The organism is Cobetia amphilecti (assembly GCF_020217465.1).
GTDB classification, from domain to species: Bacteria; Pseudomonadota; Gammaproteobacteria; order Pseudomonadales; family Halomonadaceae; genus Cobetia; species Cobetia amphilecti.
In genome coordinates this window covers 2,474,416-2,494,569 of record NZ_CP084115.1, presented here as the reverse complement: position 1 = coordinate 2,494,569, position 20,154 = coordinate 2,474,416, and the positions used below count along the sequence as shown (strand labels likewise).

Below are 20,154 nucleotides of genomic sequence, written 5' to 3'. Positions count from 1 at the left end.
TTGGAGTATAGCTATGAAAGATAACGACTTTACTAACAGTGCAGTTGTTCGTATTTGTGCTATTGCTAAAGATGAAGGGCCCTATCTTGTAGACTGGATTTATCATCATTTATACTTTGGGTTTGATCAAATACATATCTATGTGAATCGTACTACAGATAACTCCTTATCTATCCTACAGAAAGTAAGCGAAAAATACCCACAGGTTACTTATGAAACTATAGATTGGTTAGATTACTGTGATGTACAAGTCTCCAGTAAATTACAAAACATCGCATATGCAAAAGACCTTAGCCTTTCCTTGGAGAAACATATTGACTGGTGGTTGTGCATAGATGTGGATGAATATTGGATTCCCAATGACTTTAAAACATCTATAAAAGATTTTTTAAAGAAGACTAGTTCTGATAGTTGTCAACCAATCTGTTTCCAATGGCACTGTGAAGTTGGTAAGAGTGTACCTTTCAGTTTTTTGGAAAATCAACATGGATATTTTATTCCTCCGTTGGTGAAAACTATTACTCCTATCAATTATGCTGATATTAAGAATGTCAGAGTTCATGTACCTATATATGATAATAACTGTGCTCCGATTGATGCGAATGGTAAGCGTATTGAATTTGATAAGACTATAAATCAACACACTACTAATGCAATGCGAAGACCAAAGAAGGCATATATTGTTCATCGTATGTTTAGATCGGAAATTGAATATACCGCTTTATTGCTGAGAGGTAGACCATCTCAACCCCTGTCAATTAAAACGAATCGCCCAGGATACAAGCCACACAACTGGGATAAAATTAATAGATATTTTGATTGGCCAAAAAATAATTATCTCGATTATATGAGCTCTCGTTATACCGCTATTACTGATTTAGATGTCGGTTCATATATTAATGACGATATAGAATCTATTAAGCTAAAGTCAATAAAGTCAATAGAGATACTAAAAAAACTTGTAGCTAAAGGTGATTCTGAAGCAATTAAAGTTGCTAATGGCCTTACCATATTATAAGAGGTTTTAACAATTTGTTTTGAGCCCTTGATATTTTATTAAGGGCTTAATAGTATCGGTGTTTACAAATAAGGGTAAAAGGTTTATGCGTAATATTGATAAGCGCAAGAACGTAAGGATTGCAGCTATAGCCAAAGATGAAGCTCCTTATATTGCTCAGTGGGTCCATCACCATCTTTATTTCGGTTTTGACCAAATACATATTTATGTTAATAGAAGTGAAGATCAAACAGTAGATATACTTTCTAAGATCGCTCAGAAGTACAAAGGTGTTACTTATGAAATTGCAGACTGGATAGATCTATGTCCAGATAATATAAATAAAGGGCTACAGAAAATCTGTTATGCAAAAGATCTAAATTATTGTAGAATGAATAATGTAGACTTCCTCATGTATTTAGATGTAGATGAATTTTGGGTGCCTGCGGATTTCGGTTCAAAAATTAAGGATCATATACACATTGATGCTGATGCTATTGCTTTTAATTGGCATTGTGAGCTTGCACGACCTCAAGAGTTCAGCTCTATTGCATCGGATGGTGAATATTATATTCATAGGTTATGCAAAACATTGTTCCGTACTGATTTAGCAATAAAAAGCCTGAGGGTTCACTTCCCTGAATTCAAAAACGCCTCATGCTATGATGCAGATCATAACCCCTTGGTTATGTCCGAAGATAAACCGCAGGCTTTAAATAAAGACTTATGCTATTCGAAACCCTCGTTTGTAATTCATCGAATGTATAGGTCCAGAATAGAGTATATGGCGGCTCTTTTGAAAGGTAGAGCTGGACAGAAAGGATCTTTGAAAAATAATAGACCTGGATATTTTTCTTCAGGCATGGTTGAAAATGAAATAAAAACTAATTTTAATTATGATCGTCATGATTGCTATTTGAAGTCGCAGAATATGTTTATTGATTTTTGTGAGGTTTCTAAAATGATTGATGCGGCAAGAGGTGATGTGTATGCTAAAGCTTCCGAGGTTGAAGTATATATCAGGTCGAATCCAGATGATGTTACTGTGAAAAAGGTTTCAAAGAATCTATTTGCTGATACCTTAGGCTGATTTAAGCAATGTCGAGATTTTAATGCTACATGAAAATTATACGTAAGGTATTCAACTTATCTTCAAGATTATCTGCACATAATACTCCACCTTTGGATTTGGTTATTCATATTGGATCACCTAAGGCAGGTTCTTCAGCAATACAGCGTTATATGCTAAGTTCTCGAAAATCTATTGAAAGAATTGGTTATTATTACCCTGAACATAACATAGATAAGAATGGGATATCGGGCGGGCATAGCCAATTATCTGTGGCATTAAGCGAAGGTGATATAGACAGGGCGGAGATGCAGCTTCAGAAATGGCTTAACCATGCTCGAAAGAAAGGTCTAATACTTGTATTATCATCAGAGTCTTTTTTTTATCAATTAGAGTCAGTGGCGAGATTACTTCACGAAAGATTGCGGTTGTCTCCTGACGCTATTCGCGTAATTGCCTTTGTTCGTGCACCTGTAGACTATCTTTTGGGGAACTACAACCAAGGGATCAAGCGTCATGGATACTCACGAAGTTTCTACAGTCAACTTGTCCCCGTTCTTCAGAACAGCAATCCCAGTAATCTATCGGGTGGTCCACTGCTTCAGTGGGCTGATGCTTTTGGAGATGATAACTGCCATTTTCTTACCTACCAGAAGCCTGCAGAAAATACACGACAGATTGAAGCAACCTTTCTGGAAGAGCTGGGAGTTCCGACATCAGAGATATTTGCACTGCTTCCTGAAAGAAAGATTACTAATCGCAGCTATGTGCGGTCTGCGCTAGAGCTTAAGCGTATCTTTAATACAGTGCTTGCTAGGCTCCCCTCTGCAGTTGGTCAGCAGATTGACTGGGCTTTGCAAGAGTATTCAGATCTCCATCCTGATGAAGGCTCTATTGGGAGTCAGGATATTCCGGCTGTACTCTACAAGGACATTAATGCGAAATTTCTCTCGGCGATGGAGCCGGCTTTGAAGAGATTCCCGTCTCTTGATCGAAAAATATTGTTCCCACCTCAACCTGCGAAAGATAGTTTTACGGCGGATGTTACCAACCCCTATCGGCCACTGGCCTATCTTGAGGATCAATATTCTAAGGAGCTTGATGCCATCAGAAAAGCAGCTTGGACACAATATAAAGAGGGCAACCAAGGCTATACTTTTCTGAAATTGCTTGACTTACTTGGTATCCCCTTTGAGGAGCCAGTACCACTTCAAGGATTGAGTGCTCGCACCCGCGGTATCATTGCGAGTGGCAAGAGGAAGGAAGCTGATCGCCTTCGAGAACTGGGTGTCTATTTTGAGCAACATGGGCTCTTGGATGATGCCTTGTTACTGCTTGATAAGGCCTTGGAAGCTCGCCCAGGGGGGGAAGGGATTAAGAAAATTAAACGACGTATCGTACACAAGAAATCGGTCTTGGAGAAGATGAATGATCCTGATATTTCTGTACACTAATGCTCTCCCAGACGATGCAGTTACTAGCTTTATCTAAAGTAGCGGGCGATTTTTAATCATATAGTCGTTCGACATGAATTGTTTCTGTCATCTGTTACCTCTAATGGAAGAAAGTTTTGCCGACAATACCATTTCTGGAAGGATCACAGCTTCAGTCCTCCACTGCCAAAGCTCCTACCTTTCTTTCACTTCCCCTGCATATCCGCGTACCGCGTTACCTGAGAATCGATAGTGACCTTGAGCGTCTTAATAATGGGGAATGGCGCTCACTCTCCAGTACGCCCGCCTTTCTCTGGGAGGGGCCTCGACCGTTGCCAGGCTGGAACATGGTCGAGATAGACATGGAGCGCTCAGTCACGGGGGCTGCGGCGGTCATCACTTTTGAAACGGACGATCGAATTCATACGGTGGAGCTGCCGCTGAGAGCAGGCAAGATTACGCGTCGCATGCTGCGTGTCCCTCGTGGTGTGCGTCGTATTACGTTATGTCCCATCAATAGTCATGGCACGTTCCGTCTCAAACATTTCAGACTGGTATGGCTGACACCACGCTTTGCGAAAGACCGATTATTACAGCGATTATCCACTAATCATCGTGTTTGTAGAGGATTAGGGAAGAAAGAAATACTAATGTTACTCGATCATGAAGCTCACATACAGCGACTAACATGGAAAGAAATAGCGCTAGATTACTATGATTCGACATTTTTGCATTTCAATCCCTGCAATATAACTGATTACGCTAAGTGGATTGATGTGGTCGAGTCACTGGGGCAAGGCCTCGTGAATGCGAAGGTGGCCGACCGTATCGCGCCGGAGATTACCTCCGACATGGTGTTCAGCCTTGGGATGATCGTCAACGAAGATATCGACAGGGAAGCTTTCGGCGATAGCCTGCAAAGCCTGATCGCGCAGACTCATCCGCGGTGGCAGCTGGTGGTGTCTACCTCGGACAAGACTGTGAAGAAGCACGATTGGCTGGCTGCCTGCTGCGCGAGTGATGAGCGAATCACGTTGTTGGCAGAGCCCGAGCGAGCCACTGGACGCTTCACGGATCCGCTGACGGATATCAACAGTGCGGCAGTGGGGGATTGGGTCGGGTTGATGACGACGGGCGCGACCCTGTCTGCTGATACGCTGACGTGCTTTGCGTGGCTGGTGAAGGAAAAACCGCAGGCCGGTTTCCTGTATTGCGATGAAGACCGCATTGATGGCGACGGACATCGTCACTCACCGAACTTCAAGCCTGGCTGGAACCCGGATCTGCTGCTTTCCACACCTTATCTCGGGCATCTGGGGCTGTGGTCTCGTGAGCAGTGGCAAGCCTGTCGGGACTCTCTCGAGGTAGAGGATAACCTGATGGCCACGGCTACTGATCTCATCCATCAGTTGGCGCTGGAGATGATCGAGTCGACCCGTAAGAGCCACCAGTCCCTGATATGGCGCGTTTCTCAGGTACTGGTGCATGTTCCCGACGATCATCTTTCTTTGACAGTGACCGACCAAGGAAGCTGGGGGACACGGCATCTGGAGCGTGTGAGCGACTACCTTGCACGCCATGATGTCGCGGCTGTCGCTGAACCTGGCAAGGTGCTGTTAGAGGCCAATGGCGGGACCGGAGAGAACGTCCGCGTGAGATGGCAATTGCCGGAATCACAACCCTTGGTATCGTTGCTGGTCCCCACTCGGGACGGGATAGAGATTCTCAAGCCGTGTGTCGATGCCATCCTTGCACATACCGAGTATCGGCATTTCGAGCTGTTGATTCTCGACAATCAAAGCACTTGTCCGCAGACACATGGCTATATGCGCGAAGTTGCCGCACGTGATGAGCGCGTACGAGTACTGCACTGGGACGAGCCTTTCAATTATTCAGCGATCAACAATTTCGGTGCCCGCGAGGCACGTGGCGATATCATCGGGTTGGTCAACAATGACATCGAGCCAATGAACGGTGAATGGCTGACGGAAATGGTGTCGCAGGTCTGTCGTCCTGACATCGGCTGTGTCGGCGCCAAGCTTTATTATCCCAATGGCACGATTCAGCATGCTGGCGTGATCTTGGGTCTTGGAAGCATTGCCGGACATGCCCACCGCTTCTTCAACCGTGATGAAGATGGTTTTCAGGGACGACTGAAATCTACCCAGAATCTGTCCGCAGTTACCGCAGCCTGTCTGCTGTTGAGACGTTCGGTCTTTGATGAGGTCAACGGCCTCAATGAAGAAAAGCTCGCCGTGGCGTACAACGATGTAGACCTATGTCTCAAGGTGCGAGAAGCGGGATACCGAAATCTGTGGACGCCCTATGCAGAGCTGTATCATCACGAATCCATCTCGAGGGGGGCTGATGATACGCCGAAGAAGCGAGCACGCTGGCTCTCTGAATGTGAGTACATGCGCACTACCTGGGCTGAGCAGCTGGATAATGATCCGGCCTACAACCCCAACCTGACTCTCGTCCACGAAGACTTTTCGTTACGCTGAGCAGAGTGCCGTCCCGTCATGCCTGTAGCTGCCTATTGAACACCGTCTCGCAAGGAACGCCATGTCCCGCTCACGATTTCTGCTCAAGGCTCCCCTGTGGAGCCTTGCGCTATTCACTGGTGCCAAGTCTTTCATCGCCAATCCGCTGATCGGAAGTGAGCGTCTGAATCGTCGTGGACTGCATGTCTGGCGGGTGAGGGCAGCGTCTCGGGTCATGCGTTGGCGGATGGCCATGCTCAGCCGTGGTGTGCCTAGGGACGAGCGTGAGGCTTACCTGCGTGATGGCTACCTGCTCAAGCAGAACTTCCTGTCGCCAGAGCTGTTCGCGCGGCTCAGGGCAGAGCTTGAAACCGTGCATGATCACGGTCCCGGTGAGGTACGTGAGTGTTGTCAGGGGGATACTCGCACGCATCGCGTATTGCTGGACCCGGAGACCCTGAGCGAGCTGCCGGTGGCTCGGCAAGTGCTGGCTGACCCGCAGCTCAAGCGTCTGCTGCGTTTCTGCGCCGGCCATCGTCGCCTGCCCATCGTGCATCTCGAGAAGGTGTTCAATGGCGCCCGCGAGAGTGATGAGGCCGACCCGCAGAAGTCCCTGCACGTGGATACCTTCCAGCCGACCATGAAGTTCTGGCTTTACTTGGAGGAGGTGAGCGAGCGCAACGGGCCTTTCATGTTCGTGCCTCAGTCCACGCAGTTGAACAAGGGCCGACTGGATTGGGAATATCACATGAGCCTGACGGCTCGTGAGCATGCCAATCGCTATACCCAGCGAGGGTCCTTCCGGGTCGATGAAGGCGCACTGGCTCGCTTCGGTCTCAATGCGCCCACGCTGTTCAAGGTGCCTGCCAACACGCTGTTGATCGCGGATACTTTCGGCATGCACGGCCGTGGCCCTGCCGAGGCGGGCAGTTCGCGTCTGGCGCTGTGGGGAATGAGTCGCACGACACCCTTCCTGCCGTTGCCGGGGCTGGGCGGCGAATGGCTCAATCGCCTGCAGTATCGTGTGCTCAAGGCGGAGCGGGCGAGTGATGACAAGCTTGCCGCAGCGCGTGGTGTCGAGTCTTCCTGGCATGTCGTGACACGTGACTCCTCGCGTGCGCAGGACCCGTCCTGATGTCGGCTGAAGCTTCACCCTTGGCAGGTGTGCGGTGGGTCGTTCTCAGCGATGGTGCTCGACCCACCGAAGATATCTACTTTCTAGAGTCAGCCGCACCTGCTCTTCGCCAGCAGGGGGCCATCGTCGAGCGTTTCGATACACGCCGCTACCACCTGCCGACGGGATGGGCATTGCGGCGCCTGGCAGGCGCCAATCTGCTGATCGTACGGTCACTGGGCGAGCGCTGGGTGCGCCTCCTCGAACGTCATCGTGAGCGCTTCGGACGTATCGTCTATCTGATCGACGATGATCTTGGCGCCGTGACCCGTACCGATGGATTGCCTGCCGCCTATGTCGCGCGTCTGAGCGGTCTGGCGATGCGTCAGCCCGCACTGCTTGCGCTCGCGGATGAGGTAGTGGCCTGTTGTGAGGCGCTGGTGGCCCAGCTTGGGCGGGAGCATGCCAATGTCTCGCTGCTGACACCGCCAATGCTGACGCCAGAAACTGAGCTGGCCGATTTCACACCGTCTGACTGGACCATCGGCTACCACGGTACCCGTGCGCATCGCGATGACATCGCGCATCTGGCGCCAGCACTCACGCCAGTGATGGCCTCACATCCCCAGGCACGCCTCGAGATCATGATGGGGCGGCACGTGCCTGAATCATTTTGCGCTATCGCACGGCTGGAGACTCCGGAGGCTCTGCCGTGGAAGGCTTTCCAGCAGTACCAGGCAACACGCCGTATCCAGATCGGCCTGGCCCCCTTGCTCGAGACCCCCTTCAATCGCGGCAAGTCCTGGATCAAGTTCCTCGACATCACGGCGATGGGCGGCGTCGGCATCTACAGCCGCAGGGCACCTTATACCGACATCGTCGAACATGGTGTCGATGGTTTGCTTGTGGGGGATGATCCTGCTGATTGGCAGGCGGCGCTCGAGCAATTGCTGGCTGACCCAGTCGCCACGCAGACCATGGCAGAGCGGGCATTGCAGAAAGCCCGAGATATTGGCGCTGTAGAGGCGTGTACGATCTTCTGGCGTTCGCGCTGACTTGAGCGAGATGATCCCAACCCTCAAGGCCCGCAGCTTACCCTGCGGGCCTTGTCGTTTCTGGTCTTGGGGCCGTCCAATCGGGCACTGCCAGCGACGATCCAGCGCCCAACGCAGGTAACACGTTGATTACATCCGCTACACATCAGCAAAATTTGAGTGGTGTGATGCCCAGAAATCATTAAGCTCAAAGTAAGCGTCCCAGAGTCAGTGTGTTCTCTCGCTCGCGCTTGTTTGGCGGTGACGCCGAACGTGCCGGGACCATGAATGCCTCGAGTAAAGGAGACTGACATGACTGCCTTCCCGACTACTCCTCGATGGATCGTACTCAGTGATGAAGCCCTAGCGCTGGAAGATATCTACTTCTTCTTGCCAGCCATGGCCGCGCTGCGCAAGGAAGGCACACGTGTCGAGCGTTTTGAAACCCGCCGCTGGAAGTTCTCCCCCAAGCTTGCCCAGGCACGCCTCACAGGCGCCTGCCTGCTGATCGCGCGGAGCCTGGGGCGGGAATGGATCGAGATGCTGGAAGCACATCGTGAGCAGCTCGGTCGTATCTGTTACCTCGTCGATCATCTGTATTCGCCTGGGTCGTTGGCAGCGGAGGAGGGCAACTCTACCCCTGAAGCAGGCTCTGAGGCTGCCCAATTGCAGCAGCGACTGTTCACGCTGGCGGATGAAATCGTCGTGGTCAGCGAGCAGCTGGAGGCCGCTCTGGCGAGCCTGCACCCCAAAGTCAGCCTGCTGACGCCGCCACTGACTGGCAAGCTGCCGGATCTTCACCATCTCGAGCAGAGCGATTGGTGCATCGGCTTTCACGGCACTCTGTCACATCGTGACGATATCGTGGCGCTGGCCCCCGTGTTGCGCGATATCCAGACGCGGCATTCCGACAGTGAGGTGGAGCTGATGATGGGGCGCCATCTACCGCTGGCACTCAGCGACATTCCCCGCCTCAAGACGATGGAGGCCGTCAGCTGGGAGGGCTTCCAGGATTATTGCTCGCGGCGTCGGATTGCCATCGGCCTGGCGCCCTTGATGGAAAACTCTGACAACCGCGCCGCCTCCTGGCTGCGGTTTCTCGATATCACCCGCATGGGTGGGGTGGGCATCTATAGTCGTCGGGCGCCCTATGTCGAGTTGATCGAGGACGGCGTCGATGGCCTGTTGGTGGGGGATGACCCGGCAGAATGGACTGCCGCTCTCGAGCGCCTGCTGGGCGATCGTGATGCGACGCGTGCCATGGCGCACAATGCGCAACACAAGGCGCATGAAGTGGGCGATCCACTACGGGTGCTGGATTTCTGGCGCGCACGTTCCACGGTGGCGCGTGTCCGCTAGAGTCGTTCATGTGGCCTGCTTCAGATAGCCCTTACTAAAAGGCCCGAACGAGAGAGCCTGACCGCAAAGCCCGACCCAGTCACGGTTTGCTCAAGCGCCGCGCCCCTCAGGGGTTCGGCGCTTTGTTATGATCTTTACCTCCCTTGCGTTCTGAGTCATTTGCCCTGTTGAAAGGAGTGCTGCATGGCCACCCCCGAGTTACCCGATGACTTGCCAAGCGCGACGTCGCAATCATCTCAGAAGGATGTCGAGCTGGCGCACAGTCAGCGTCTCGCCAGTCCGGCGGTCGCCCGCAATCGTGACGTGATTCTCGATGTCCTGCGTGACGTGCTGGCACAGCGGCGTCAGGTGCTGGAACTGGCCAGTGGCAGCGGCGAGCATGCGGTGCATTTCGCCCACGGCTTGCCTCATATGGCGTGGCAGCCCAGCGATGCCAGCCCGCGAGCACTGGAATCCATCGCTGACTGGCGCGCCGAGGCCGCCTTGCCCAACCTCAAGGCGCCGATCACGCTGGATGTGCTGTCCGAGTGGCCGGAAGTGACCTGCGATGCGCTGGTGGCGATCAATCTGCTCCACATCTCGCCGTGGCGGGTCACGTCCGAGCTGACGTTGCAGGCTGGTCGCCGTCTCCCGAAGGATGGCGTGCTGTATCTCTACGGCCCCTACAAGCGGGAAGGTCAACACACGGCGCCGAGCAACGAAGCCTTTGACGTGCAGCTCAGAAGCCGCAATCCGCTATGGGGCGTGCGTGATCTGGAAGCGGTCATCGAGGAAGCGGAGCGCAACGGCCTGAACCTCGACAAGGTGATCGAGATGCCGGCGAACAATCTGAGTGTGGTCTTTCGCCGTTAGCTGGCGACGGTGCTCAGCGGGCCGTCAGAGGGGGTGAGTTCACCTCATGTGATCCTTTCACTACGACAATGCCCCGACCTGTCGCCAGGGCGGGGTATTGTCGTGTATTGGGGGGGGGAACGCGTCACCTAGGCAGTGCGCAAGCGCTTGATTTGCCGACCCACCTTCAATAAGGGCCGCTATTGTCTCTTGAGTCATGCCATGCGATTGAAGCCCGCCTGGAAGGGGAGGAGGCTCTCTTCAATGGCCTCCTCATCCAGCGCCTCCGGTGAGAAGTCTTCCCCCAGCATCTGAAGTAGCTCGTGTCCATGTGGATCCTGCTCGCCGGCGCTGGCGGCTTTCAGGGCAGAATACCCATGCACGCCACCGATATCCTCCGGGGGGCATGCCATGGCGCCATCCAGCCATCTTGGACAAGGGGATATTGCCTCCATCCCTGTTGCCTCGATGATGATGCGATGTTTCCAGTCATCGCCAAAATCATAGAGATAATGGAAGACATTTTCCTTGGCCCGCTTCACCAGGGTCTTCAGCTTGGCGTTTCGGGACATGGTAATGGAGCGTTCGCTGAAGTCGTCGGGTTCAGCGTAGTAGCGGCCGCCACACTCAAACTCGTAAAGGTGTCGCTCCTCCCACCCCATCACGTCCTGAATGAGTTCGTGTAGTCGGTGCAGATTGATCGTTTCTGGCACGACGACTCGACGCCAGACCAGGGGATCCGTGTCCACCAATTCAATACGTAGTTGTATGTCCGCCATTCGGCCTCCTCAAGTGACGTCGCTGGGCACGCGCGTACTGCGGGAGAATATCGAGGAGCTTGACGGGATTGTTCGTTTGCGCCGCAAATCGACTCCCTATCGCGATAATTCAGTGACGGTGGCTCATGCGTCAACCGACTCGTTGCCCTCATTCTCCTTCAGTATGCCCTCCATCATCAGAATAGAACGTTCATGCGGCGCTTGTGGGGTAGAACGATTGCCTTGTTCCACCTCAAAGGGGAGTAGTGCAGACACCAGTACCGCGGCGATCAACGAGAACAATAAATCGAAGTATTTCATGCGCAGACCCCTCTAGACGATGAGTGTGTCTACAGAGCCTATGCCGCCCAAGGCGTGATTGCCTTTCGGTAATCTCGATATGGGTTAGCGGAATATTTGATGACCGTGGCTGGCGCGTCGTCAGCGAACGTCGGGCTCTCGCTCGGTATCATTCCAGTCGATCACGTGGCTGATGATCTTCCAGCCAGCCTTGCGTGCCGCTTTCTCGGCATGAATGCGCGCTTCCATTCGCGAGATGCTGTCGGTCTGCACCGTGAAGGGTTCTTCCAATGCCAGTCGCTTCTGCTTGACGCCAAGCGTCACCCTCAGCCCTTTGAGGGGGGTGGTGGTCTCTCGGGCGCGTGGGGCTTCAGGACGCGCGCGAGGGGGGGTGTCACGGGAGGTGGAGCTGGCGGTTCTGTTGGTAGTGCGCACGAACTTGTCGAGTTCGCGTTTCATGTTTTCTTCGAATTGCTCGACTGATATGTCACTCATCTGGATAACCCCGTTTGATCAAAGGAATTCACATCTGAAGCAGCAGGGAATCAACACACATAGGTGGTGATGACTTGCGAGATTTCGGTGAGCCGTGTCTTGCCGGTAAATTCAAATTTCACCGTACCGAGTGCCGAGAAGTAGATCGTGAGCTCTGAATCAAGATCAAAGGTGCCGGAAGTTTCGATGGAATAGGTTTCGATCTTCTTGTAAGGGAGAGTGGTGAAATCTTTCTTGCTGCCTGTCAATCCTTGAACATTGACAGCAATAATACGCTTGTTGGTAAACACGACTCCATCACGCATTGATTTATAAGCTGAAATGATTTCTTCGCCATCAATCAGCAGGTCACTGACGCGTTCGGCATATTCATCGTTCTGTTTGAGTTTAAAAAAGCCTTTATTATTGAAATCTATCATTGTGTTACCTTGTGATTCGAAGTGCTGCCATCTGGAGATACTTCGATAGCGCATGAGAAGGGGTCTTCCCTTGGCCTCTGGCGGGACATGCGGCTTTAACCAGTATCACGACTAGAATAATCCATCTCGCGCCAACGGAGTAGCCCCGTGCCCTGACACTAGAGCTCTGGCGCTTTCGAGTGTGCTGCAGGAATGGAGAACATGGGAACGTACACCGGCCTCGCTGCTCAGTGTGAAGCTTGCTGACCGATCTCGGGAGGCCAGCGCCCTTATTCAGATGGCCAGACCTCTTCGAGACTTTGCAGGGCGGCTTCGACACAGGGGTCATGTTGCTTGTCGTGACGCCAGACCACACTCAAAGCGCAGGGCAGGCGGGTATCCGGCACGATATTGAGGCCTCGTTCCTGACGCTCGGCCAGCGCCAATACATCGCGAGCCAGTGTCAGTCCGACGCCGGCACGTACCAGGTCCAGCATGCAGACTTCCTGGTCCACCTGTGCCACGCGGTGAGGGGTGCACTGACTGTCGCGCATGGCATGCGCCAGCAGACGTGAGTGGACGGAATTCTCAGGCGTCACGATCCACGGCAGGGCGGCCAGGGAAGGCCAGTCAGTCTCCGTCAGGCGCGCTGACCAGCCGGTGGGGGCGAGAATGAAATAGTCGAAGAATGCCAGCTCACGATAACAGAGGGAGTCATCGCGTGGGCCTTCTCCGGGGGGAGCGAGGTAGAAGCCGATTTCCAGCTCATTCTGGCGCAACGCCTTGAGGACGCAGCCGCTCATGCCGTGGTGGAGTTCCGTTTCCAGATTGGGTGCCCGCTCCAGTAGATGGCGAAGCAAGCTGCCCAGACGGATGAATTCCGGGTCGACGATGGTGCCGATGCGCAGCTTGCCGCGCACCGTGCTGTGCAGTGCCGCGGCGGCCTGCTCGAAGCCACGCGCGCTTGCCAAGGTCTTCTCGGCACTGGGCAGCAAGGCCTGGCCATCAGCCGTCAACAACAGGCCATGGGGGTGACGCTCGAACAGGCTCAATCCCAGGCCTTCCTGCAATTGCTTGAGCTTGAGGCTGATCGCGGGCTGGGTGAGGTGCAACGCCTGCGCCGCTCGCGACACGCTACCGGTGCGCGCCACGGTGACAAAGGCATTGAGTCGGGACAGATCCTGCATCAGTGGCATCCATGTGTTTAGCATTTTCTGGCCGGCGAGACGTGTGCTGATGGCCCTGCATCACGCATTGTGGCCTGAATGCCTTCTCTGCCACCTATTAGCCATTGGTCGCGGTAAGCCGTGTTCACCCGGGACAGGCTTCGTGATCGAATCACCTGCCGCTGTCGGAACTCCTTCCTTATTTTTTGTTGTAACCTATTGATTATAATCGATTAATTATTGCTCTCGCTCTCGAGGGGAGTGGAGCAGTTTTCGATCGAAATCGGATATCAGCGATCGTTATATCTCATCCAAGAATTACTCAATTGCACCCTGCGCGTGGCGGCGTAATTTCATGAACACCTGCTGATGGCATGTCCTCGTTCGACATTGACCAAGCGAAGGACCTTCAGCGCCAGACATGTGCATTACACAGGCTTATTCCTATAAAACACCGCCAGCGGAGATCAGCACCATGACGACAGCAACCAACGCCATTCACCATTTCATCAACGGCCAGGTGACCCGAGGCGATTCCAGCGCCACTCAGGATGTCTTCAATCCGGCCACCGGCAAGGTGACCGGTCAGGTCGCGCTGGCACGCAACAGTGATGTCGATGCCGCCGTGGCTGCTGCCGACGCCGCTTTCCCGGCCTGGGCTGACACGCCGCCGATTCGTCGTGCCCGGGTGATGTTCAAGTTCCTCGCGCTGCTCAACGAGCACAAGGACGAACTGGCGGAAGCGATCACCCGCGAGCACGGCAAGGTGTTCACTGACGCCCAGGGCGAAGTGGCACGTGGCATCGATATCGTCGAATTTGCCTGCGGTATCCCGCAGCTGCTCAAGGGTGACTTCACCGATCAGGTCAGCACTGGCATCGACAACTGGACCATGCGCCAGCCGCTGGGCGTCGTCGCCGGCATCACGCCGTTCAACTTCCCAGTAATGGTGCCGATGTGGATGTTCCCGGTCGCCATTGCGGCAGGCAACAGTTTCGTGCTCAAGCCGAGCCCGCTGGATCCTAGTGCCTCGCTGATGATGGCGGACCTGCTCAAGCAGGCGGGCCTGCCGGATGGCGTCTTCAACGTGGTGCAGGGTGACAAGGATTCCGTCGAGGCGCTGATCGATCACCCCAAGGTGCGCGCCCTGTCTTTCGTGGGCTCAACCCCGATCGCCAATCTGATCTATGAACGTGGCGCACGTCATGGCAAGCGCATCCAGGCACTGGGTGGCGCCAAGAACCACATGGTGGTGATGCCGGATGCCAATCTCGACAAGGCAGTGGATGCCCTGATCGGCGCGGCCTACGGCTCCGCCGGTGAGCGCTGCATGGCCATCAGCGTGGCGGTGATGGTGGGCGATGTGGCTGACACCCTGGTGCCGCGTCTGGCCGAGCGTGCCCGCGAGCTCAAAATCAAGGACGGCATGAACCTGGACGCCGAAATGGGCCCGATCGTCACCCGTCAGGCGCATGAGCGTATCTGCGGTTACATCGACAAGGGCGTCGCGGAAGGGGCCGAGATGGTCGTCGACGGGCGTGAGTTCACCGGCAACGACATCGGCGGCGACAGCACTGAAGGCTTCTGGATGGGCGGTACGCTGTTCGATCACGTCACGCCGGACATGACTATCTATAAGGAAGAGATCTTCGGCCCGGTCCTGGCCTGTGTCCGCGTGCCGGACGTCGCGACCGCCATCCAGCTGATCAATGATCATGAATTCGGCAACGGCGTGAGCTGTTTCACCGAGAGCGGCAGTGTCGCGCGTGAATTCGGGCGCCGCATTCAGGTCGGCATGGTCGGCATCAACGTGCCGATTCCGGTCCCGATGGCCTGGCACGGTTTCGGTGGCTGGAAGAGCTCCCTGTTCGGGGATACCCACGCCTACGGTGAAGAAGGGGTGCGTTTCTATACCAAGCAGAAGTCCATCATGCAGCGCTGGTCGGATTCCATCGATGCCGGTGCCGAATTCGCCATGCCGACGGCCAAGTAAGTCGCTCGCGACTGCCATCTGCAGTGTCGCCATGCATTAGTCATCTGCATTCTGGTTATCTACCAGCATACGCCAGCTGTCTGGAGAGGGACTCGCCATGTCAGACAACAAGAACAACCCGCATCGATCCCCGGAGGGCGAGCAGGACGCTCGCCCCGCCAAACCGGGCGACGATCTCTCTGAATTCGATTATATCATCGTGGGCGCCGGTTCCGCCGGCTGCCTGATGGCCAATCGCCTCAGCGCCAACCCTAACCACCGCGTGTTGCTGGTCGAGGCGGGGGGGCGTGATAACTACCACTGGATTCACATTCCGGTGGGCTATCTGTACTGCATCAACAACCCGCGCACCGACTGGATGTTCCGCACCGAGCCGGACAAGGGACTCAACGGCCGTTCGCTGATCTATCCGCGCGGCAAGACGCTGGGCGGCTGTTCCAGCATCAACGGCATGATCTACATGCGCGGCCAGGCGCGGGATTACGATCACTGGGCCGAGGTGTCCGGCGATGACGAGTGGCGTTGGGAGCAGTGTCTTGCTGATTTCATGCGTCACGAGGATCACGCGCTACTGGATGACGGCGCCAGCAGTGACCCTGAGCAGCGTGATTTCCATGGCCACGGTGGGGAATGGCGCGTCGAGCGTCAGCGCCTCAACTGGGAAGTGCTGGATGACTTCGCCAGTGCGGCCGAGCAGGCCGGCATTCCGCGCACCAAGGACTTCAACCGTGGCAGCAATGAAGGGGTGGCCTATTTCGAGGTCAACCAGCGTGCGGGCTGGCGCTGGAACACGGCCAAGGCCTTCCTGCGCCCGGCGCTCAAGCGCAGCAACCTGACGCTGTGGCACTCCACCCAGGTCAATCGTCTGCTGTTTGCGGACGGCGAGCAGGGCATGGGGGCTGAAACAGGGGCGGCGAAAGAAGCGACTGATCTGCGCTGCACGGGGCTGCAGGTCGTGCGTGACGGCAAGGTCATCAACCTCTCGGCGAAGCGTGAGGTCGTGCTGTGTGCTGGCGCCATCGGCTCGCCACACCTGCTGCAGGTCTCGGGCGTCGGGCCCAGGGCATTGCTGGAGGAGCATGGCGTCGAGGTGGTGAAGGACCTGCCCGGCGTCGGCGAGAACCTGCAGGATCACCTGCAGATCCGCTCGGTCTACAAGGTCACCAATGCCAAGACCCTGAACGCCATGGCCAGCACCTTGCTGGGCAAGATGGGCATCGGCATGCAGTACCTGTTCAAGCGTTCCGGGCCGATGAGCATGGCGCCGTCGCAGCTGGGGGCCTTCACGCGCAGCAGCGATGACTACGCCCATCCCAATATCCAGTACCACGTCCAGCCGCTGAGCCTCGAGGCCTTCGGGCAGCCGTTGCATCCCTTCCCGGCGATCACTGCGAGTGTCTGCAATCTCAACCCCACCAGCCGTGGCACGGTGCGTCTGCAGAGCGCCGACCCGCGTCAGGCCCCGGCCATCGCGCCCAACTACCTGAGCACGGAAGAAGACCGCAAGGTCGCGGCCGATTCCTTGCGGGTCACGCGGCGCATCGCCTCCCAGCCTGCCTTTGCGCGTTACAAGCCTGAGGAGATCAAGCCGGGGGTCGAGTACCAGACTGATGAAGAGCTCGCCAGGCTAGCCGGCGATATAGGCACCACCATCTTCCATCCGGTGGGCACCACGCGCATGGGGCGCGCGGACGACCCGATGGCGGTGGTTGACAGCCGTCTGCGTGTGCGCGGTATCCAGGGATTGCGGGTGGCGGATGCCGGCATCATGCCGACCATCGTCAGCGGCAATACCAACTCGCCGACCCTGATGATCGCGGAAAAAGCCGCGGGATGGATCCTGAACGCACAGTAATACGCCACGACTTTGGGAGTTGACCGATGGCCATCTCGACGCAGACGGAACTCAAGAAGGGGCCTCTGGACGGGATCACCGTGCTGGATTTCTCACGGGTACTCGCCGGGCCTTATTGCACCATGGTGCTGGCTGACCTGGGCGCACGTGTCATCAAGGTGGAGAAGATCGGGACCGGAGACGATACCCGCGAATTCGGTCCCTTCGTGGAGGGAGAAAGCGCCTATTTCAGCTGCTTCAACCGCAACAAGGAAAGCATCGTGCTGGACATCAAGTCGCCTCGTGACCGCGAGCTGCTTGAGCGCCTGCTGGATGAGGCGGATGTGCTGGTGGAGAACTTCCGTCCCGGGGTGATGGACCGCCTGGGCTATGGCCCTGAGCGCCTGGCCAGAACGCATCCTCACCTGATCTATTCCTCGATCTCGGGCTTCGGGCACACCGGCCCCTTCAGCGAACTGCCCGGCTACGACATGGTCGTGCAGGCCATGGGCGGCATCATGAGCCTGACCGGCTGGCCTGATGGAGAGCCCGCCCGCGTGGGGACCAGCTTTGGCGACCTGAGCGCGGCGCTGTTTGCGGCGGTGGGCATTCTCGCATCGCTCTATAGCCGCACCCGGGATGCCCAGGGCACGCGGGTGGATATCGGCATGCTCGACTGCCAGGCGGCGCTGATGGAAACGGCGCTGGCGCGCTTCGATATCGAAGGCAAGGTGCCGCATCGCACCGGCGATTGCCATCCTTCGCTGGCGCCGTTTGAAAGCTTCAATGCGCAGGATGGCAAGCTCGTCATCGCGGCCGGCAACGACACCTTGTTCCTGTTGATGGCCGATGCCATCGGTGCGGCGCGGTTGGCCTTCGATCCGCGTTTTCTCAGCAACGACATGCGCTGCAGGAATCGTCCGGAACTGGTGATCGAGATGGAAAAAATCCTGGTGCAGCAGCCGGTTCAGCATTGGGTGGATCTGCTCAATGAGGAGGGCGTGCCGTGCTCGCCGATCAATACCATCGACAAGCTGTTCGATCACCCGCAACTGAAGGCCCGCAATATGATCGTTCAGGTCCAGGGCAAGGCCGGCAAGCCATTCAGGACGGCGGGTAATCCGATCAAGCTCACGGGGCGTCGGGACATCGACAGTCAGGTGCCCTGCAGTGCGCCGAGCCTTGGCCAGCATCGCGAGGCGATTCTGGACGAGTTGATGACACGCCATGGTGCCTATCATCTGCCCGAATCTGACCGCCAGAAGCACGGCGGAAAGATCGCCGAGAATGGCAGCGAACAGAGCGGTGAACAGAGCAGCGAGAATGGCAGCGCACACAAGGCCCGTCCGGCTCGCAAGTCATCAAGTACTGCCGCGAAAACGCGCGGCGCAGCGCCAGACGCCTCGTCATCCAGTGACGCGTCATCGTCCAGTACCGCAACGTTCTGCGATGCGCAGTAAGTAAGCGGCTAGGCCGAATTTACGCAGAAGTTACGCCAGGGCTCACGCCAGAACTCACGCCAGAGTGACGCCACCCGACATCGGGAGACAAGAATGAACAAGATGGTGAAATCGCAACCCCAGGCCAAACAGTCGGCGTCTGACGCGCCGGAGCCGGAAAATCTCGAGATGATCGTCGTCGAGCGCCGCGAGCGCGTCGGGTTGATCATCCTCAATCGCCCGAAAAGTCTGAATGCGCTCAACCGCCAATTGGCCGAGGAGACGCTTGCGGTCCTCCGCGAGCTGGACGCGGACCCTGGCATCGGCGCCATGGTCATCACCGGCAATCCCCGCGCCTTTGCCGCCGGTGCGGACATCGAGGAAATGGCCGAGAAGTCTTTCACTGATTTCTACATGGATGACTTTCTCTCGCCCTGGGACGAGGTGCGCAGGATTTCCAAGCCGATCATCGCCGCCGTCAGTGGTTTTGCCCTCGGTGGCGGCTGTGAACTGGCCCTGCTGTGCGACTTCATCATCGCCTCGGAAGACGCCCAATTTGGCCAGCCGGAAATCAAGTTGGGCATCCTGCCGGGGATCGGCGGATCACAGCGTCTGGCCCGTTCGGTCGGCAAGGCGATGACGATGGATATGGTCTTGACCGGCCGCAACATCGGCGCTCAGGAGGCCAAAGAAATTGGCCTGGTGGCGCGGATTGTGCCCAAGGATGAGCTGATGCAGAACGCGCTCGAGGCCGCGCATACCATCGCGGGCTATAACACGCCGGCGGTCAAGATGGCCAAGTCAGCCGTCAACACGGCATTCGAGACCCCGCTCTATGAAGGGCTACGTCAAGAGCGTCTGCTCTTTCAGGCCGCCTTCGCGACTGAAGGGCAGAAGGAGGGCATGAGCGCCTTCGTTGCCAAGCGTGCGCCGGTCTTCCGTCATCGCTAGGCCCCGGGGTCTGGCAAATTCGATGTTCATTCACCGCACCCCTTTCCCGGGTGCCAGCGGAGGCAATGATGCCCTTTGTCACGATCAATGTTCTGAAAGGCAAGTCTGACGCTTATCGCAAGGCGATTGCCGATGAGGTCAATGCAGCCGTCATCGAAACCCTGGATTTTCCGGCAGATGATCGCTACCAGGTGATCCATGAATGTGCCGACCAGGACCTAGAATTCCAGTCACGCGATCAGGACCGCGTGATGATGCATCTGGTGATGCGCAGCGGAAAGCCGGACCAGGCCAAGAAGGCGTTCTACGCCAGAGTGGTCGAGGCGCTGGGCAGAAACCCAGGGATTGCCCCCGGCAACGTCCTGATCACGATCTCGGAGAATCACGATATCGATTGGTCCTTCGAGGATGGCATTGCGCAATTCTGTCCCGATTGAGCGGGACTGACGAGTCTCGGCCTCGTTTGTGCCGTGTCTGCCAAGTGACGGCAATCGATGTGA

At 55.7% G+C, this 20,154-nt stretch carries 18 protein-coding genes; 13 read left to right on the top strand and 5 right to left on the bottom strand.

Annotated features, from left to right (window positions below):
* The first annotated feature begins 13 nt into the window (after nt 1–13).
* The 8 genes from LCW13_RS10620 (at nt 14) to LCW13_RS10585 (ending at nt 10,341) form a co-directional block, all read left to right on the top strand.
* Nucleotides 14–1,018 (top strand): glycosyltransferase family 2 protein, encoded by a 1,005-nt coding sequence (locus LCW13_RS10620; protein ID WP_225346835.1) that lies wholly within the window; start codon nt 14–16, stop codon nt 1,016–1,018.
* 85 nt (nt 1,019–1,103) lie between these two features.
* Nucleotides 1,104–2,087 (top strand): glycosyltransferase family 2 protein, encoded by a 984-nt coding sequence (locus tag LCW13_RS10615; protein WP_225346834.1) that lies wholly within the window; start codon nt 1,104–1,106, stop codon nt 2,085–2,087.
* Nucleotides 2,088–2,116: 29 nt separating this feature from the next.
* Nucleotides 2,117–3,520 (top strand): hypothetical protein, encoded by a 1,404-nt coding sequence (locus tag LCW13_RS10610; RefSeq protein WP_225346833.1) that lies wholly within the window; start codon nt 2,117–2,119, stop codon nt 3,518–3,520.
* Between the two features lie 326 nt (nt 3,521–3,846).
* On the top strand, nt 3,847–6,003 hold the full coding sequence (locus LCW13_RS10605) for a glycosyltransferase family 2 protein (protein WP_225346832.1): 2,157 nt from the start codon (nt 3,847–3,849) through the stop codon (nt 6,001–6,003).
* Between the two features lie 61 nt (nt 6,004–6,064).
* Entirely contained in the window at nt 6,065–7,117 is a 1,053-nt protein-coding gene (locus LCW13_RS10600; RefSeq protein WP_225346831.1) for a phytanoyl-CoA dioxygenase family protein, read from the top strand.
* A complete protein-coding gene (locus tag LCW13_RS10595; RefSeq protein WP_225346830.1) occupies nt 7,117–8,151 on the top strand; it encodes a glycosyltransferase family protein in 1,035 nt (344 codons plus the stop codon). The genes LCW13_RS10600 and LCW13_RS10595 overlap by 1 nt, the downstream gene beginning before the upstream one ends.
* A 291-nt stretch (nt 8,152–8,442) precedes the next feature.
* Complete coding sequence (locus LCW13_RS10590) at nt 8,443–9,489, top strand: glycosyltransferase family protein (RefSeq protein ID WP_225346829.1); 1,047 nt, start codon at nt 8,443–8,445, stop codon at nt 9,487–9,489.
* A 183-nt stretch (nt 9,490–9,672) separates the two neighbouring features.
* Nucleotides 9,673–10,341: a DUF938 domain-containing protein gene (locus tag LCW13_RS10585; protein ID WP_225346828.1), complete on the top strand. Its 669-nt coding sequence runs from the start codon at nt 9,673–9,675 to the stop codon at nt 10,339–10,341.
* Nucleotides 10,342–10,535: 194 nt separating this feature from the next.
* Here the strand turns inward: LCW13_RS10585 and LCW13_RS10580 are convergent, their stop codons facing one another.
* The 5 genes from LCW13_RS10580 to LCW13_RS10560 form a co-directional block, all read right to left on the bottom strand.
* Nucleotides 10,536–11,099, bottom strand: a complete 564-nt coding sequence (locus tag LCW13_RS10580; protein WP_225346827.1) for a plasmid pRiA4b ORF-3 family protein — start codon at nt 11,097–11,099, stop codon at nt 10,536–10,538.
* Between the two features lie 123 nt (nt 11,100–11,222).
* Nucleotides 11,223–11,399 carry a hypothetical protein gene (locus LCW13_RS10575; RefSeq protein ID WP_225346826.1) on the bottom strand — a complete coding sequence of 59 codons (177 nt, stop codon included), beginning with the start codon at nt 11,397–11,399 and terminating at the stop codon, nt 11,223–11,225.
* Between the two features lie 120 nt (nt 11,400–11,519).
* A complete protein-coding gene (locus LCW13_RS10570; protein ID WP_225346825.1) occupies nt 11,520–11,837 on the bottom strand; it encodes a hypothetical protein in 318 nt (105 codons plus the stop codon).
* A gap of 86 nt (nt 11,838–11,923) precedes the next feature.
* Nucleotides 11,924–12,292, bottom strand: coding sequence for a PH domain-containing protein (locus tag LCW13_RS10565; protein ID WP_225346824.1), 369 nt, complete (start codon nt 12,290–12,292; stop codon nt 11,924–11,926).
* A 269-nt stretch (nt 12,293–12,561) separates the two neighbouring features.
* Entirely contained in the window at nt 12,562–13,458 is an 897-nt protein-coding gene (locus LCW13_RS10560) for a LysR family transcriptional regulator (protein WP_153636042.1), read from the bottom strand.
* A gap of 454 nt (nt 13,459–13,912) precedes the next feature.
* On the opposite strand from LCW13_RS10560, the gene LCW13_RS10555 reads away from it, so the two are divergent.
* From LCW13_RS10555 to LCW13_RS10535, 5 genes are all read left to right on the top strand, one after another.
* A complete protein-coding gene (locus tag LCW13_RS10555) occupies nt 13,913–15,430 on the top strand; it encodes a CoA-acylating methylmalonate-semialdehyde dehydrogenase (protein WP_225346823.1) in 1,518 nt (505 codons plus the stop codon).
* A gap of 97 nt (nt 15,431–15,527) precedes the next feature.
* Nucleotides 15,528–17,285 (top strand): GMC family oxidoreductase, encoded by a 1,758-nt coding sequence (locus LCW13_RS10550; RefSeq protein ID WP_225346822.1) that lies wholly within the window; start codon nt 15,528–15,530, stop codon nt 17,283–17,285.
* A gap of 26 nt (nt 17,286–17,311) precedes the next feature.
* Nucleotides 17,312–18,724 (top strand): CaiB/BaiF CoA transferase family protein, encoded by a 1,413-nt coding sequence (locus LCW13_RS10545; RefSeq protein WP_225346821.1) that lies wholly within the window; start codon nt 17,312–17,314, stop codon nt 18,722–18,724.
* 168 nt (nt 18,725–18,892) lie between these two features.
* Nucleotides 18,893–19,654, top strand: a complete 762-nt coding sequence (locus LCW13_RS10540; RefSeq protein ID WP_225346820.1) for an enoyl-CoA hydratase-related protein — start codon at nt 18,893–18,895, stop codon at nt 19,652–19,654.
* Nucleotides 19,655–19,722: 68 nt separating this feature from the next.
* Complete coding sequence (locus LCW13_RS10535) at nt 19,723–20,091, top strand: tautomerase family protein (protein WP_131432289.1); 369 nt, start codon at nt 19,723–19,725, stop codon at nt 20,089–20,091.
* Nucleotides 20,092–20,154 lie beyond the last annotated feature (63 nt).

What these genes read in the sequence shown, in the direction of transcription:
- LCW13_RS10620 (WP_225346835.1), top strand. Translation starts at nt 14, where the DNA reads ATGAAAGATAACGACTTTACTAACAGTGCAGTTGTTCGTATTTGTGCT.
- LCW13_RS10615 (WP_225346834.1), top strand. Translation starts at nt 1,104, where the DNA reads ATGCGTAATATTGATAAGCGCAAGAACGTAAGGATTGCAGCTATAGCC.
- LCW13_RS10610 (WP_225346833.1), top strand. Translation starts at nt 2,117, where the DNA reads ATGAAAATTATACGTAAGGTATTCAACTTATCTTCAAGATTATCTGCA.
- LCW13_RS10605 (WP_225346832.1), top strand. Translation starts at nt 3,847, where the DNA reads ATGGTCGAGATAGACATGGAGCGCTCAGTCACGGGGGCTGCGGCGGTC.
- LCW13_RS10600 (WP_225346831.1), top strand. Translation starts at nt 6,065, where the DNA reads ATGTCCCGCTCACGATTTCTGCTCAAGGCTCCCCTGTGGAGCCTTGCG.
- LCW13_RS10595 (WP_225346830.1), top strand. Translation starts at nt 7,117, where the DNA reads ATGTCGGCTGAAGCTTCACCCTTGGCAGGTGTGCGGTGGGTCGTTCTC.
- LCW13_RS10590 (WP_225346829.1), top strand. Translation starts at nt 8,443, where the DNA reads ATGACTGCCTTCCCGACTACTCCTCGATGGATCGTACTCAGTGATGAA.
- LCW13_RS10585 (WP_225346828.1), top strand. Translation starts at nt 9,673, where the DNA reads ATGGCCACCCCCGAGTTACCCGATGACTTGCCAAGCGCGACGTCGCAA.
- LCW13_RS10580 (WP_225346827.1), bottom strand. Translation starts at nt 11,099, where the DNA reads ATGGCGGACATACAACTACGTATTGAATTGGTGGACACGGATCCCCTG.
- LCW13_RS10575 (WP_225346826.1), bottom strand. Translation starts at nt 11,399, where the DNA reads ATGAAATACTTCGATTTATTGTTCTCGTTGATCGCCGCGGTACTGGTG.
- LCW13_RS10570 (WP_225346825.1), bottom strand. Translation starts at nt 11,837, where the DNA reads ATGAAACGCGAACTCGACAAGTTCGTGCGCACTACCAACAGAACCGCC.
- LCW13_RS10565 (WP_225346824.1), bottom strand. Translation starts at nt 12,292, where the DNA reads ATGATAGATTTCAATAATAAAGGCTTTTTTAAACTCAAACAGAACGAT.
- LCW13_RS10560 (WP_153636042.1), bottom strand. Translation starts at nt 13,458, where the DNA reads ATGCAGGATCTGTCCCGACTCAATGCCTTTGTCACCGTGGCGCGCACC.
- LCW13_RS10555 (WP_225346823.1), top strand. Translation starts at nt 13,913, where the DNA reads ATGACGACAGCAACCAACGCCATTCACCATTTCATCAACGGCCAGGTG.
- LCW13_RS10550 (WP_225346822.1), top strand. Translation starts at nt 15,528, where the DNA reads ATGTCAGACAACAAGAACAACCCGCATCGATCCCCGGAGGGCGAGCAG.
- LCW13_RS10545 (WP_225346821.1), top strand. Translation starts at nt 17,312, where the DNA reads ATGGCCATCTCGACGCAGACGGAACTCAAGAAGGGGCCTCTGGACGGG.
- LCW13_RS10540 (WP_225346820.1), top strand. Translation starts at nt 18,893, where the DNA reads ATGATCGTCGTCGAGCGCCGCGAGCGCGTCGGGTTGATCATCCTCAAT.
- LCW13_RS10535 (WP_131432289.1), top strand. Translation starts at nt 19,723, where the DNA reads ATGCCCTTTGTCACGATCAATGTTCTGAAAGGCAAGTCTGACGCTTAT.